This is a genomic window from Methylobacterium sp. AC832 (genome assembly GCF_979256025.1).
Map to the genome: position 1 here is coordinate 818,889 of NZ_CEEDMV010000002.1, position 12,842 is coordinate 831,730.

Below are 12,842 nucleotides of genomic sequence, written 5' to 3' on the forward strand. Positions count from 1 at the left end.
GGCACTAGACGATCACATCGACGACGCGGTCCTGACCTGTCGGACGGGCGTTCAAGGTCGGTTCGGTGCGCGCGCCGACATTGACGGAGACGAGGTTGGACTCGGTCTCCCGCTTGCGCAGGGCGTCGATACGGGCGTTCGCCACCACGTCGGTGGCTTTCAGAACTCCGAGCGAGTTCAGCGAAACCGTGATCGTCATGGTGAGACACCTCCGTCGATGGATGGGGACGCTACACGAGAATGTCGAGGACGCGCTTCTCGGTGTCGAGGGTCGATTTCAGCACGGCTGTGTTGAGTTCGAAGCTCGCCTTGCTCTCCATGAGCTGCACGGCCGAGCTCGACAGGTCCACCTGGGTCGGGCTGGGGAGGATCTGATCGGCCTGAGTCGGGCTGGGCATGGTCATGCCGACCGTAGCGATCTGTTCCGCCGCATTGCTGAAGCGCTGGGAGGCCGCCACCATCCCGCCGCCGCTGATCGCCGTCGCGCTGCTCATCCTGCCGGTCTCCCGCTCGGGTTACCCCGTGGAGGGGGATGCAAGCACGAGAACCTTAAAGCGATAGGGTGAAAAATCCGTCGCATTCGACCGAACGGTGCCGGCTTGACCTCGGTGCCGGCGGTCGCCACCTCGGCTTTCAGCGCCGCCCGGTGATCGCGGCTCGCTGGAGGGATTTCGATGATCGATCTGCATTACTGGCCGACGCCGAATGGCCATAAGGTGACGATGTTCCTGGAAGAGGTCGGACTTCCCTACACGATCAGGCCGGTGAACATCGGCAAGGGCGAGCAGTTCAATCCGGATTTCCTGGCCATCGCCCCCAACAATCGGATGCCGGCCATCGTCGATCACGAACCGCAGGGCGGCGGCGAGCCGGTCTCGCTCTTCGAATCGGGCGCGATCCTGCTCTACCTCGCCGAGAAGACGGGACGCTTCATCGCCTCCGACCCCCGCGGCCGCGCCGAGGTGCTGCAATGGCTGTTCTGGCAGATGGGCGGGCTCGGGCCGATGCTCGGCCAGAACCACCACTTCTCGCAATATGCGCCGGAGAAGATCCCCTACGCGATCGAGCGCTACGTCAAGGAGACGAACCGGCTCTACGGCGTCCTCGACCGGCGCCTGGCCGACCGGGAGTTCGTGGCAGGGCCGGATTACTCCATCGCCGACATGGCCTCCTATCCGTGGATCGTCCCCTGGGAGAAGCAGGGCCAGAACCTCGACGATTTCCCCAACCTCAAGCGCTGGTTCACGGCGATCGCCGAGCGTCCCGGCACCAAGGTGGCCTATGCCCGCGCGCCCGAGGTCAACCCCGATCACGGCAAGACCATGAGCGAGGACGCCAAGAAGGTGATGTTCGGCCAGACCGCCAAGCGCGGCTGAGCTATCGCCGGAGGCTGTCCAGCCTCACCGGGGCGGCGTGCGGGCGGGTCGCCAGCATGCCGTCGATGAGGGCCAGCACCTCGGCCCGGCCGCAATTGGCGGCCGGCTCGAACGGAGTCCAGGTCTGGGTGAAGTCGAGCTGGGCGAAGACGTCGCGGTAGCGGCGCAATTCGTTGGTGGTCAGCGGCACCCCGCGCACGAAGGCCTTGTGCGCCGAGATCGTCTCGGCCCGGCGGAAATCCTTCGGGTCGAGCTCGAATTTCAGGGCATCGCCGCAGAACAGGATCTTTCGCGCCCGGTCGAACAGGATCGCGTGACCGTCGAAATGCCCCGCCGTGCGGTGGAGTTCGAGGCCGGGCAGCGGTTCGAGGAAATCGTCGTAGGGCCAGGAGACCTGCAAGGCCGCGCTCCAGATGAAGTCGGCGGCCGGTAGGCAGAGTTCCGGGTCGAACCGGTCCTGCAGCTGCACCAGCGCCCCGTAGGCATGCGGGTGCGACGAGGACAGGACCTGCATTCCGCCGAGCGAGGCGATGTGCTTGAGCGCCGCCTCGCTGAAGACCGGGCAGGCCTCGAAGCCCATATTCCCGTCGGGCGTCTGGATCAGGTAGGCGCTCGGCCCGATGCCCGAGACGGGATCGTTCCAGAAACGCCAGATTCCGGGCTCCAACTCCTCCCAATGGCAGGGGAAGCGGTCCTGCGCCTCGCGTTCGCTCCAGAATTGCCAGCCCTTCTGCGGCACCACGTGACGTGCGTCGAGGCACATCGGACACGAGGGCGGCGGCGCGAAATGGCGCTGCCAAAACCCGCAATTGTCACAGGTATAGGCGGGAAGATCGAGGGCGCCGGCGAAGGGCAGGTATCCGGGAGACACAGTGGCGTTGCTCGGGTTCGGGGCGGGAGGTCGAGGCACAGCCATATAGGTCGTGCCGTGAGGCTGTCGCGGGTCGGATGACGAGAGGATCGCTTCGGGGCCGGCCGGAACGCATGGCTCCTGCACCGGACGGCCCGCTTGCGAAGCGGCGGCGGCGTCGCGATCTCTTCCGGGTGGGGACGTTCATGGCCGGCGCGAGCCGGTCGCTCATGCAAACGGACACGCAATTCATGATCCCTCTTTCCGTTCTCGACCTCGCCTTCGTGCCGCATGGCGCGACGCCCGGGGACGCCCTGCGGAACACCCTCGACCTCGCGAGGGCGGCCGAGCGCCTCGGCTATCGGCGGTTCTGGCTCGCCGAGCACCACAACATGGTGGGCATCGCCAGCGCGGCGACCTCGGTGGTCATCGGCCACGTGGCCTCGGGCACGAGCCGCATCCGCGTCGGGGCCGGCGGGGTCATGCTGCCGAACCACTCGCCCATGGTCATCGCCGAGCAGTTCGGCACGCTGGAGACCCTGTATCCGGGCCGGATCGATCTCGGCCTCGGCCGGGCTCCGGGAACCGACCAACGCACCCTGCGCGCCCTGCGGCGCTCGCCCGAGACGTCGGACCAGTTCCCGCAGGACGTCCTCGAACTCCAGGCCCTGCTCGGCGACGCGCAGCCGGGCCAGGTGATCCAGGCCGTTCCGGGGACGGGCACCAAGGTGCCGCTCTGGATCCTCGGTTCCAGCCTGTTCGGCGCGCAGCTCGCCGCCATGCTCGGCCTGCCCTACGCCTTCGCCTCGCATTTCGCGCCGGACGCGCTGATCCAGGCGCTCGCCGTCTATCGCGAGCGCTTCACCCCGTCCGAGCAGTCGACGGCGCCCCATGCCATGGTCGGCGTCAACGTCGTGGCGGCCGAGACAGATGCCGAGGCGCGCCGCCTGTTCACCTCGGCGCAGCAGCAATTCGCCAACATGTTCCGTGGCACGCGGGGCCTGCTGCCGCCGCCCATCGACGATATCGAGACCTACTGGTCGCCCTCCGAGAAGCGGCAGGCTTCGGGGATGCTCGCCCGCGCCATCGTCGGTTCGCCGGAGACCGTGCGCCGGGGGCTCGCAGACCTGATCGCCGAGACGGGCGCGGACGAACTCATGGTGGCTAGCGCCATCCACGACCATGCCGCGCGCGTGCGCTCCTACGAGATCCTGGCGGATGTCGCCGGAGCGCCGATCCGGGCAGCCCCGGCGCGGGAACTCGTCGCGGGCTGATCCCGGCTCCGCCGGGCGGGGTCTCGCCTCACCCGGACGGTGTGCCTATGGTGCGGCACCAACCTCACGGGCCGACATGATCAAGAAGACGCACCTTCCCTCCGACGCGACTCTCGCGGACGTCGTCCCCACCCTGGAGGAGGCCGACGCCTATTTGAGCCGGCTGCTCACCAACATGCGCTTCTGCCAGAAGCGGCACGGCAACGCCTCGGTCCGCATCGCGGTCACGGGCAAGGGCGGCCACCCGTCCTACCGGGTCGATTATGTCAAGCCGGTGGCGCCGGACCCGGACGGCACGCCGTTCGACGCCTATGGCGGCAAGGCCCATTACAGCTTCACCGCCATCAACATCATGGAGACGAACTGGAGCAGCCGGTCGATGAGTCTCGACGAGGTGCTGAAACTCCAGGCGGAATTGCGGAAGCCGAAATTCAAGGATCGGTGAGTCCGGGGGCCTCGCTCTGATCGCTCTCGGCCGAGCCTGCCGGATTTATCCATCCACTCGACGGCTGTTCGCTCTATTCAAGAGGGTTCGCCTTGAGGCGCAACGGGCTTCCTCTCCTGGGAACAGAAGCAGATTGCAGTGGCCGATTTGCTCGTCGGAAGCCTAATTGTAGCCTCAGTCATCCTGGGGCCGCGCAGCGGAGCCCAGGATCCAGAAACACAGGTGGTGAGGACTTTGCACCGTCTGCGGCTCTAGATTCCGGGCTCGCCGGTGGCGACCCGGAATGACGGGGTGGTGCCATATGCAGGCGCCCTGCCTTTCTCGAGCCGTGTCCCGCGCATCCCGCGAAATGCGCGATGATCATAGCGCTCGACCGGAGGCGGTCGGTTCAGCCTGCCAGCGGGATGCGCGAGGCCCGATCGGGCAGGCGCGAGGTTTTCGCTCCGCCCGCCTGACCTGCGCCGAAGTTCGGCCGGGACGCGAAGGGCAGGAATGTCCAGCCGTCCCGTTTCCGGCCCTTCGTGACGTAGAGCGCGGAATCCGCGCATTCGATCAGTTCCTCCGGCATGTGGTGTCGGCCGGGGACGGCCGAGGTCACGCCGATGCTGATCGTCAGCCCGATGCGTTCGCCACGCCAGAGGAAGGGTGAAGCGCGCAGGGCCGTGTTGGCCTGCTCGGCGATCCGACCGGCCGCATCCCCCTGGACGCCGCGAAGCAGGATGCCGAATTCGTCGCCGCCCAGCCGCGCGAACACATCGGCGGGACGGATGATTCGCCGGACCGCGTCCGCCACGTGTTTGAGCGCGGCATCGCCGGCCATGTGGCCGAGGTCGTCATTGATCCCCTTGAACCGGTCGAGATCCATCAGCATCACGCTGAACGGCTCGCCCGTCTTGCGCGCGCATTCCCCGGTGAGCTGCTGCATGAACTGGCGGCGATTGGGCAGGCCGGTCAGGTCGTCCTCGGCGGCGAGCCGCTCCACTTTCGCCATCAGGCTGTCGACCACCGAGACGATGAAGCCGAAATTCCAGATGATGCCCGCCAGGATGAAGACCAGCAGGTCGATGGCCGCGAGGGAGACCAGGGAGACATCCGGCGCGATGCCGCTGAGCCTCACCGTCACCGCGCAGGCGACGATGCCATGGGCCGTGATGGCCGACGCCAGTGCGCTCATCGTGATGAGTGCGCCGAGCTCCCGTGTCCGGCGCCGGGCGAGATAGAGAATTGCGAGCACGAGAGGAATGCATTGCGACGTGACGTAGAGTGGGTTCTGGCCCCACCAGGGCCGCCAGGTGAGGGCCATGGCCAGGATGCTGGCGGCCAGCAGCCCGGCATGGAGAGCCCAACGCGGCCTGTCCCCGTGGAAGCGGCGCAGGCCGACCGTATTCAGGTGAAAGGCCAGACAGGCGACGGCATTCCCGCCAACGGTGGTGGCGAAATTCCCGACGCCGCCATCGATGGTGAGCAGGATGCCGCCCGCCACATGAGCCATGCTGCCCGCCAGCCAGTAGCGCACCCCCGGCAGCGTCCTGTAGCGATAGAGGATGGCGGCCCAGAGCACGCAGTGCGAGAGCCCGGCTATCAGCACGATGAGGTAGAGCGTATAAAAGTCCGGCATGCGGGGCAGGTGCTTCTTTCGTCATCCGCGAAGTCTGAGGCCGATTCTCGGGCCCGGATTACGGGCCTCGCCGCGCCCAAGCTCGAAGGAAGCGACGCCGAATACGTGATTCGCAGCCGTCTCGACGTTAAACGGAGGAATATCGAGGCCAAGCACCATACTCCCGGCCGCGATCGCGTGGCGGGATTTGTCCTTGGTTTCCACCGCGATCTTGACTTGCGTGGGCTCTCGGACTAGTCCGCCAACCTCATATCCGACGACATGTCGTCAATACGAACGCCGACCGGCCCGGTGAGGCTGGAGGTCAACGCCCGACAGCGCGATGCGCCCTCGGGCGAGTTTCGTGTTGGAAACAGGCCGTCGCTCCGCCGATCCAGACGAGTGAGTCTCGCCCTGTCGCAAGCGCATGAACCCCTTCGCATCGAGGATGCGGTCAACGACGTCTGCCCCTGGTCGGGCAAGCCGATCGCGGCCGATTCCCTGACGCTCTACAACGGGTCCGTCGTCGGATTCTGCAATCCCGATTGCCGGGACAAGTTCGCGTCGGCGATCAACGCCTTCGAGGCGGCGCTGCAGGTGCGGCGCGTCTCGTCCGCCGGCCTGTTCCAGTAGGTTCGGAGAGCCAGACGATGTTCGAAGGCCTGTCCGACCGCCTGTCCGGTATCCTCTCGGGGCTCACCCGTCGGGGTGCGCTCACGGAAGCCGACGTCACCGCGGCCCTCCGCGAGGTGCGGCGCGCGCTGCTCGAAGCCGACGTCGCCCTCGAAGTGGTGCGCGGCTTTACCGAGAAGGTCCGCGAGAAGGCGGTCGGCGCCGTCGTCGTCAAGTCGGTGACCCCCGGCCAGATGGTCGTGAAGATCGTCAACGACGAACTCGTGGCCATGCTCGGCTCCGAGGCCGGCCTCATCGATCTCAACGCCCCCGCCCCCGTCGCCATCCTGATGGTCGGCCTCCAGGGCTCGGGCAAGACCACCACCACCGCCAAGATCGCCCGGCGCCTGACCAACCGCGACAAGCGCAAGGTGCTGCTCGCCTCCCTCGACACCCGCCGCCCGGCTGCCATGGAGCAGCTGGCGATCCTGGCCAAGCAGGTCGGCGTCGACAGCCTGCCCATCGTCGAGGGCCAGTCGGCGGTGCAGATTGCCCGCCGCGCCATGGATGCCGCGCGCCTCGGCGGTTTCGACGTGGTCATGCTCGACACCGCCGGCCGCATCACCCTCGACGAGGCGCTGATGGCCGAGGCCGCCGAGGTCAAGGCGGCGACGAACCCGCACGAAGTCCTGCTGGTGGCCGATGCGCTGACCGGCCAGGACGCGGTGGTCACCGCCCGCGCCTTCGACGAGCGCCTGGGCGTCACCGGCATCGTGCTGACCCGCATGGACGGCGATTCGCGCGGTGGCGCGGCGCTCTCCATGCGCGCCGTCACCGGCAAGCCGATCAAGCTCGTCGGCACCGGCGAGAAGGTGGACGCGCTCGAGGAGTTTCACCCCTCCCGCGTCGCCAACCGCATCCTCGGCATGGGCGACATCGTCTCTCTCGTGGAGAAGGCGGCCGAAACCATCGACCATGAGCAGGCGCTCCGCACCGCGGAGAAGATGCGCAAGGGCAAGTTCGACCTCGACGACCTGTCGATGCAGCTCGCCCAGATGGAGAAGATGGGCGGCATCGGCGGCCTGATGGGCATGCTCCCCGGCATGGGCGCCATGAAGAAGCAGGTCGAGGGCGCCAATCTCGACGAGAACATGTTCAAGCGTCAGCGCGCCATCATCTCGTCGATGACCGCGCAGGAGCGCAAGAATCCCGACATCCTCAAGAATTCCCGCAAGAAGCGCATCGCCGCGGGGTCGGGGACGAAGGTGGAGGAGCTCAACAAGCTCCTCAAGATGCACCGGACCATGGCCGACATGATGAAGGCGATGGGCTCGGGCAAGCGCGGCATCGGCCAGGCGCTCGGCTCGATGTTCGGTCTGGGTGGCGGCGGGATGGGCGGCATGCCCGGCCTTCCCCCCGGCATGCCCGAGCCGACGCCCGAGCAGATCGAGGCCATGCAGAAGCAGTTGGGCGGCAAGCTGCCGCCCATGCCGCCGGGCTTCGGCGGCGGAAAGATGCCGGGCCTTCCGGGGCTCGGAGGACCGAAGGGGCCGGGCGGTCTGCCGGGCCTCGGCGGTTTCCCGTTCGGGAAGAAGAAGTAGGGGCGAATGGGGAGTAGCGAATAGCGAAGGGGCGGCAGGCCGGCTCTCTTCGCTACTCACTACTCGCTATCCGCCAAGAACGATCAGACTACCAACCTCCAGGAGCACACCATGTCCCTCAAGATCCGTCTCACCCGTGGTGGCGCTAAGAAGCGCCCGTATTACCGCATCGTCGTCGCCGATGCCCGCGCGCCCCGCGATGGCCGCTTCATCGAGAAGGTCGGCGTGTACGACCCGATGAAGGCCAAGGACGATCCGGCCCGCATCGTGCTCGAATCCGAGAAGATCCAGGCTTGGCTCGCCAAGGGCGCCCAGCCTACCGACCGCGTCCTGCGCTTCCTCGATGCCGCCGGCCTCGCCAAGCGCCCCGCGCGCAACAACCCGCAGAAGGCCGAGCCGGGCGAGAAGGCCAAGGAGCGCGCCGCCAAGCGCGCCGAGAAGGCCGCCGCCCCGGCCGAAGACGCCGCAGCCTAAGGCGTCCTCGCGATGGCGCGCCGCCCCGGAGGCACTTCTTCCGCCGGCGATGGCGGCCGTCGCGACCGCCCGAGCCGCTTAGGCTCGGGCTCGGCGACCTCGGCGCATCGGCCCAGGCCGATGCCGGAGGTGCCGCTCCCGTCCACCGATCCGAGCCTCGTCCAGATGGGCGAGTTCGGCCGCGCGCACGGGCTCAACGGCGAAATCCGCCTGAAATCCTATACCGGCGATCCGCAGGCCATCGGCTCCTACGGGCCGCTGATCGGCGCCGGGGGGCAGCGCATCGAGCTCACCGATGTGCGCCGGGCCGGCGGAGCCTCGCCCGACCTGCTCGTGGTGCGGGTGAAGGGCGTCTCCGACCGCACCGGCGCGGAAGCGCTCAACCGCCTCGCCATCTACCTGCCGCGCGACCGCCTCGGCCAAGTCGAGGACGAAGACGAGTTCTTCACGGCCGACCTCGTCGGGCTCGATGTGGTGGATGTGTCGGGCGCGGTCCTCGGCACCGTCACCGACGTGCCGAATTACGGCGGCGGCGATCTCCTGGAGATCAAGCCGGCCCTCGGCGGCGCGACCGCGCTCCTGCCTTTCACCAAGGCCTTCGTCCCGACCCTCGACGTGGCCAATGGCCGGATCGTGATCGATCCGCCCGACGACCTGTTCGCGCCCGCCGGGCCGAAGCCGCCCGACGAGCCCGCCTGAGGCGGGAGCGCCGGAACCGGGCCGTCGCTCAGGGCTTCGGGCTCGTCATCGCCGTCCGCGCCATCTCCAGCGGTGCCGACGTGACCGGCATCGGCCCGTCGAAGGGCCGCTCGTGCAGGCCGATCATGCCCAGCGTCGTCACCGTGGCGGCCGAGAACAGGATCATCGCGACGGCCTGCGGCACCGGCTTGTCCACGTGGATCAGCCCGATGGAGAAGAGGGTGAGCAGCGCCAGTACCATCAGCGTCAGCCATTTCGACTGGTCGCCCTGAACGTCGGCGAGGCCCAGGCGCGTGCCCCGCTCGGCCCGCAGGTTCATCACCGCGTCGAGCAGGCTCCCATGCGCGGCGGCTCCCGCCTCGGTGCTGTGCCGGGGATCGGCCACGGATTGCATCAACTCGCCCAGGGCGTCGTTCGCGGTCCCCGAAGACTCGCCCTGTGTCATCTTCGGCCATTCGTCGTCGATCAGCGCGTTCGCATAGGCGAGCAGCTTGGTGCGGATCGCGGACATGTCGGAGGCCGCGGCGAGGCTCAGATCGTGAACGGCGAGGAGGTTGGTCTTCTCCGATTGCACGATCTTCGTCGCCTGCCGCTGCCGTTCCCAGGCGTCGTTCGCCACGAAGCCCGTGAGCAGCGCCAACATCACCGAGATGGCGTTGAAATAGGGGGCGACGACGCCGATGCCGAGCTTGTGCATGCCCGGGCGGGTCGCGGACCAGACCGAGAGGATGCTGATGACGCCCATCAAGACGGCGAAGACCGCCGACAGAAGGACGAACATCAACCAGACCGGCTGATCGAGCCAAAACGTCAGGACCACGCACGTATTCTCCCGCTCGCTCTTCGAGCTGGGACGACGATAGCCGTTCGCCGCTACCGAACCGTGAATCCGCCCTCGCTCAACGCTGGCCGGTTCGCGTCGCCCCATCCGTGCACGGGGTGATCGACGAGGGATCGGGGCGTGCCGCAGGGGCCGGAGCCTCGAAGATCGCGAGATAACCGACTCCGCCCTCCAGCACCGAGAAGCCGATCTCGCGATAGCCCGCCGCCGAGAGTTCGCACCGCAGCAGCGCCGGCGGCGTACCGTGCCGCGACGGGATGGCGTCGGCATCGACGATCCCGACGCGGCCACCGGGTTTCATCGCCGCGGCCAGGTTGTGCAGCAGGCCGTAGGGCTGGGCGATCTCGTGGTACATGTGAACCAGCAACGCCGCGTCGAGGGAGGCCGGCGACAGGCGCGGATCGTGCGGCTCCCCCCGCACCACGGTGACGTTGCCGAGCTTGGCGCGCGCGAGACGCGCCGTGAGGTCGGCGAGATAGCGCGGCGTCACGTCCTCGGCGAAGACATGGCCTCGGGGACCGACCCGTTCCGCGAGACGCGTCGTGTAATAGCCGCTCCCCGCCCCGATATCGGCCACGGTCTGGCCCGGCGCGATCCCCATCAGCCGCGCCACCTGGCCCACCTCATCGACCTTGTCGCGCTGGGCTTCGGAGGCCCAGAGCGGCGCGATGATCTCGGCCACCGGCCTGTCCGGTTTGGGAAAGGCCGATGCCGGTGCTCCGGCCGGTGCCAGGGGCTCGACGGCCTGCGCCGGAACGGTGAGAGCCAGAGAGACGGCGATGGCGAGGGAGCGAAGCATGCCGGGACAACGGAAACCACTGGGGGAAAGTGCCCTGGCCCGGCTGCGGCGCAGTTGCGATGACCGGCGGGACCGTTTCGCGGCCGCAACGTGCGATGCACGTTGACCCGCCCTCACCACACGCGCCATCAAGCGCCATGATGCCCGCGCCCTGGTCCGCCACGATCCTCACCCTCTACCCGGAGATGTTTCCCGGCCCGCTCGGCATCTCGCTCTCGGGTGATGCGCTCGCGCGCGGAACCTGGGCGCTCGAAGCCCGGCAGATCCGCGACCACGGGATCGGCCGCCACCGCGCCGTGGACGATACCCCGTCGGGGGGCGGAGCGGGCATGGTCCTGCGCTGCGACGTCCTCGGCAGCGCCATCGATGCCGTGGCCTCCCCCGGCGACACGCGGCCTCGGCTGCTGATGAGCCCGCGCGGACGCCCCCTGACGCAGGCGCGCGTGCGGGAACTCGCGGATGGGCCGGGACTCGTCGTCGTCTGCGGCCGGTTCGAGGGGGTGGACGAGCGGGTGATCGCGGCGCGACACCTCGAAGAGGTCTCCATCGGCGACTACATCCTGTCCGGCGGCGAGATGGCCGCGATGGTCGTGCTCGATGCCTGCATCCGGCTTCTTCCCGGCGTCATGGGTAAATCCGCCTCGGGAGAGGAGGAGAGCTTCGAGGGCGGCCTCCTCGAATATCCGCATTACACGCGACCCCGCGAATGGGAGGGACGGGCGATTCCCGAGATCCTCAATGGGGGCAACCACGGCGCCATCGCGCGCTGGCGCCGGGGCGAGGCGGAGCGGATCACGCGCGAACGCCGGCCTGACCTGTCTGTGCGATCCGGCATGTCCTCGACAAAGCCTTGATCCGACAAGGTTTGACCGCGAAAGATCATGACATTCCGGAGGGCGGGACTGAATTTATCCGCAACGCATCTTGCTTATTCGTCGCGTGAGGTTCATTGGCAGCGGCGGGCCACTCCTCCCCAACGAGGAGCATTCATCTGTAAGGATGGACTTTGTCATGACACGTCCCACCACGCGCCCCCGCGTGCCGAATTTCTCGTCCGGCCCCTGCACCAAGCGTCCCGGCTGGACCCTCCAGGCCCTTCAGAACGCCACTCTCGGCCGCTCGCACCGCTCTCCCGCCGGTAAGGCCAAGCTGGTCGAGGCCATCGAGCTGACCCGCACCGTGCTGCGCGTGCCCGCCGATTACCGCATCGCCATCGTCCCCGCCTCGGATACCGGCGCCGTCGAGATGGCCATGTGGTCGATGCTCGGCCCGAAGACGGTCGAGGTCGCCGCCTGGGAAGCCTTCGGCTCCGAATGGGTCACCGACGCGCTGCAGGAACTGAAGATCTCGCCCATCGTCCACGAGACCGCCTATGGCGTGCTGCCGGACCTGTCGGCCATCGACACGAAGCACAACGACGTCATCTTCACCTGGAACGGCACCGCCGCCGGCGTTCGCGTGCCGAATGGCGACTGGATCGCCGCCGACCGTGAAGGCGTGACCATCTGCGACGCCACGTCGGCCGCTTTCGCCATGCCGCTCGACTGGGCCAAGCTCGATGTCGTCACCTTCTCCTGGCAGAAGGTGATGGGCGGCGAGGCCGCGCACGGCATGCTGATCCTCTCGCCCCGCGCCGTCGCGCGCATCGAGAGCAACACCCCCGCCTGGCCGATCCCGAAGGTCTTCCGCATGGCCAAGGGCGGCAAGCTGATCGAGGGCATCTTCAAGGGCGACACGATCAACACGCCCTCGCTCCTCGCGGTCGAGGATTACCTCGATACCCTGCGCTGGGCCCAGAGCATCGGCGGTCTCGACGCCCTCCACGCCCGTGCCGACGCCAATGCCAAGGTCGTTCACGACTGGGTGGCGCGGACCCCGTGGATCGGACACCTCGCCGTCGACCCGGCGACGTATTCGAATACCGGCGTCTGCCTCGTCATCACCGATCCGGACGTCCTCGCGATGGGTGACGCCACGGTGGCGTCGGTGGCCAAGGGGATCGCCGACACGCTCGATTCCGAGGGCATCGCCTTCGATATCGGCGCCTATCGCGATGCGCCGGCCGGCCTGCGCATCTGGTGCGGCGGCACGGTGGAGACCTCGGATCTCGAGGCCCTGATGCCCTGGCTCGACTGGGCCTATGCCGCCCAGAAGGCGAAGCTCGCCAAGGCTGCCTGAGGCAATGCTCCCCTCCCCCTCTCCCCTCTGCGGGAGAGAGTGGCCCGCGCAGCGGGTCAGGTGAGGGGAGCGCGCTGTCCGGAGAGGTCGTCCCCT

General features: G+C 68.0%; 15 protein-coding genes. 9 read left to right on the forward strand and 6 right to left on the reverse strand.

Features of this window, described 5'->3' with window-relative positions; genetic code table 11:
* Positions 1-4 precede the first annotated feature (4 nt).
* Both AC0IXR_RS11070 and AC0IXR_RS11075 read right to left on the reverse strand, forming a co-directional pair.
* Entirely contained in the window at positions 5-199 is a 195-nt protein-coding gene (locus AC0IXR_RS11070; RefSeq protein ID WP_056432797.1) for a hypothetical protein, read from the reverse strand.
* Between the two features lie 31 nt (positions 200-230).
* Complete coding sequence (locus AC0IXR_RS11075) at positions 231-494, reverse strand: hypothetical protein (protein ID WP_244477921.1); 264 nt, start codon at positions 492-494, stop codon at positions 231-233.
* A gap of 180 nt (positions 495-674) precedes the next feature.
* On the opposite strand from AC0IXR_RS11075, the gene AC0IXR_RS11080 reads away from it, so the two are divergent.
* Positions 675-1,376, forward strand: a complete 702-nt coding sequence (locus tag AC0IXR_RS11080) for a glutathione binding-like protein (protein WP_471760721.1) — start codon at positions 675-677, stop codon at positions 1,374-1,376.
* A 1-nt stretch (position 1,377) separates the two neighbouring features.
* On the opposite strand, the gene AC0IXR_RS11085 is transcribed toward AC0IXR_RS11080, so the two are convergent.
* Complete coding sequence (locus tag AC0IXR_RS11085; RefSeq protein ID WP_471760722.1) at positions 1,378-2,292, reverse strand: MBL fold metallo-hydrolase; 915 nt, start codon at positions 2,290-2,292, stop codon at positions 1,378-1,380.
* 185 nt (positions 2,293-2,477) lie between these two features.
* Here AC0IXR_RS11085 and AC0IXR_RS11090 point away from each other — a divergent pair, with 185 nt between their 5' ends.
* Positions 2,478-3,500: an LLM class flavin-dependent oxidoreductase gene (locus tag AC0IXR_RS11090; protein ID WP_056433132.1), complete on the forward strand. Its 1,023-nt coding sequence runs from the start codon at positions 2,478-2,480 to the stop codon at positions 3,498-3,500.
* A 76-nt stretch (positions 3,501-3,576) separates the two neighbouring features.
* On the forward strand, positions 3,577-3,945 hold the full coding sequence (locus tag AC0IXR_RS11095) for a hypothetical protein (RefSeq protein WP_471760724.1): 369 nt from the start codon (positions 3,577-3,579) through the stop codon (positions 3,943-3,945).
* 388 nt (positions 3,946-4,333) lie between these two features.
* Here AC0IXR_RS11095 and AC0IXR_RS11100 read toward each other — a convergent pair whose 3' ends face one another.
* Positions 4,334-5,563 carry a GGDEF domain-containing protein gene (locus AC0IXR_RS11100; protein WP_471760726.1) on the reverse strand — a complete coding sequence of 410 codons (1,230 nt, stop codon included), beginning with the start codon at positions 5,561-5,563 and terminating at the stop codon, positions 4,334-4,336.
* 381 nt (positions 5,564-5,944) lie between these two features.
* Between AC0IXR_RS11100 and AC0IXR_RS11105 the strand changes: the two genes are divergently transcribed.
* From AC0IXR_RS11105 to rimM, 4 genes are all read left to right on the forward strand, one after another.
* A complete protein-coding gene (locus AC0IXR_RS11105) occupies positions 5,945-6,175 on the forward strand; it encodes a hypothetical protein (protein ID WP_056144470.1) in 231 nt (76 codons plus the stop codon).
* A 17-nt stretch (positions 6,176-6,192) separates the two neighbouring features.
* Positions 6,193-7,755: a signal recognition particle protein gene (gene ffh / locus AC0IXR_RS11110; protein ID WP_471760727.1), complete on the forward strand. Its 1,563-nt coding sequence runs from the start codon at positions 6,193-6,195 to the stop codon at positions 7,753-7,755.
* A gap of 111 nt (positions 7,756-7,866) precedes the next feature.
* Positions 7,867-8,229: a 30S ribosomal protein S16 gene (rpsP, locus tag AC0IXR_RS11115; protein WP_018042769.1), complete on the forward strand. Its 363-nt coding sequence runs from the start codon at positions 7,867-7,869 to the stop codon at positions 8,227-8,229.
* Between the two features lie 12 nt (positions 8,230-8,241).
* A complete protein-coding gene (rimM, locus tag AC0IXR_RS11120; protein WP_207413539.1) occupies positions 8,242-8,928 on the forward strand; it encodes a ribosome maturation factor RimM in 687 nt (228 codons plus the stop codon).
* 28 nt (positions 8,929-8,956) lie between these two features.
* Here rimM and AC0IXR_RS11125 read toward each other — a convergent pair whose 3' ends face one another.
* Both AC0IXR_RS11125 and AC0IXR_RS11130 read right to left on the reverse strand, forming a co-directional pair.
* On the reverse strand, positions 8,957-9,748 hold the full coding sequence (locus AC0IXR_RS11125) for a bestrophin-like domain (protein WP_056432769.1): 792 nt from the start codon (positions 9,746-9,748) through the stop codon (positions 8,957-8,959).
* A 79-nt stretch (positions 9,749-9,827) separates the two neighbouring features.
* Positions 9,828-10,568, reverse strand: coding sequence for a methyltransferase domain-containing protein (locus AC0IXR_RS11130; RefSeq protein WP_471760730.1), 741 nt, complete (start codon positions 10,566-10,568; stop codon positions 9,828-9,830).
* A 137-nt stretch (positions 10,569-10,705) separates the two neighbouring features.
* Here AC0IXR_RS11130 and trmD point away from each other — a divergent pair, with 137 nt between their 5' ends.
* Together trmD and AC0IXR_RS11140 are read left to right on the forward strand one after the other, a co-directional pair.
* Positions 10,706-11,422 (forward strand): tRNA (guanosine(37)-N1)-methyltransferase TrmD, encoded by a 717-nt coding sequence (gene trmD / locus AC0IXR_RS11135; protein ID WP_471760732.1) that lies wholly within the window; start codon positions 10,706-10,708, stop codon positions 11,420-11,422.
* Positions 11,423-11,579: 157 nt separating this feature from the next.
* Entirely contained in the window at positions 11,580-12,746 is a 1,167-nt protein-coding gene (locus AC0IXR_RS11140; RefSeq protein WP_461234044.1) for a phosphoserine transaminase, read from the forward strand.
* Positions 12,747-12,842: the final 96 nt, after the last annotated feature.

Excerpts from the sequence above, each read along its gene's own strand:
- AC0IXR_RS11070 (WP_056432797.1), bottom strand. The coding sequence starts at position 199 with ATGACGATCACGGTTTCGCTGAACTCGCTCGGAGTTCTGAAAGCCACC.
- AC0IXR_RS11075 (WP_244477921.1), bottom strand. The coding sequence starts at position 494 with ATGAGCAGCGCGACGGCGATCAGCGGCGGCGGGATGGTGGCGGCCTCC.
- AC0IXR_RS11080 (WP_471760721.1), top strand. The coding sequence starts at position 675 with ATGATCGATCTGCATTACTGGCCGACGCCGAATGGCCATAAGGTGACG.
- AC0IXR_RS11085 (WP_471760722.1), bottom strand. The coding sequence starts at position 2,292 with ATGGCTGTGCCTCGACCTCCCGCCCCGAACCCGAGCAACGCCACTGTG.
- AC0IXR_RS11090 (WP_056433132.1), top strand. The coding sequence starts at position 2,478 with ATGATCCCTCTTTCCGTTCTCGACCTCGCCTTCGTGCCGCATGGCGCG.
- AC0IXR_RS11095 (WP_471760724.1), top strand. The coding sequence starts at position 3,577 with ATGATCAAGAAGACGCACCTTCCCTCCGACGCGACTCTCGCGGACGTC.
- AC0IXR_RS11100 (WP_471760726.1), bottom strand. The coding sequence starts at position 5,563 with ATGCCGGACTTTTATACGCTCTACCTCATCGTGCTGATAGCCGGGCTC.
- ffh (WP_471760727.1), top strand. The coding sequence starts at position 6,193 with ATGTTCGAAGGCCTGTCCGACCGCCTGTCCGGTATCCTCTCGGGGCTC.
- rpsP (WP_018042769.1), top strand. The coding sequence starts at position 7,867 with ATGTCCCTCAAGATCCGTCTCACCCGTGGTGGCGCTAAGAAGCGCCCG.
- rimM (WP_207413539.1), top strand. The coding sequence starts at position 8,242 with ATGGCGCGCCGCCCCGGAGGCACTTCTTCCGCCGGCGATGGCGGCCGT.
- AC0IXR_RS11130 (WP_471760730.1), bottom strand. The coding sequence starts at position 10,568 with ATGCTTCGCTCCCTCGCCATCGCCGTCTCTCTGGCTCTCACCGTTCCG.
- trmD (WP_471760732.1), top strand. The coding sequence starts at position 10,706 with ATGATGCCCGCGCCCTGGTCCGCCACGATCCTCACCCTCTACCCGGAG.
- AC0IXR_RS11140 (WP_461234044.1), top strand. The coding sequence starts at position 11,580 with ATGACACGTCCCACCACGCGCCCCCGCGTGCCGAATTTCTCGTCCGGC.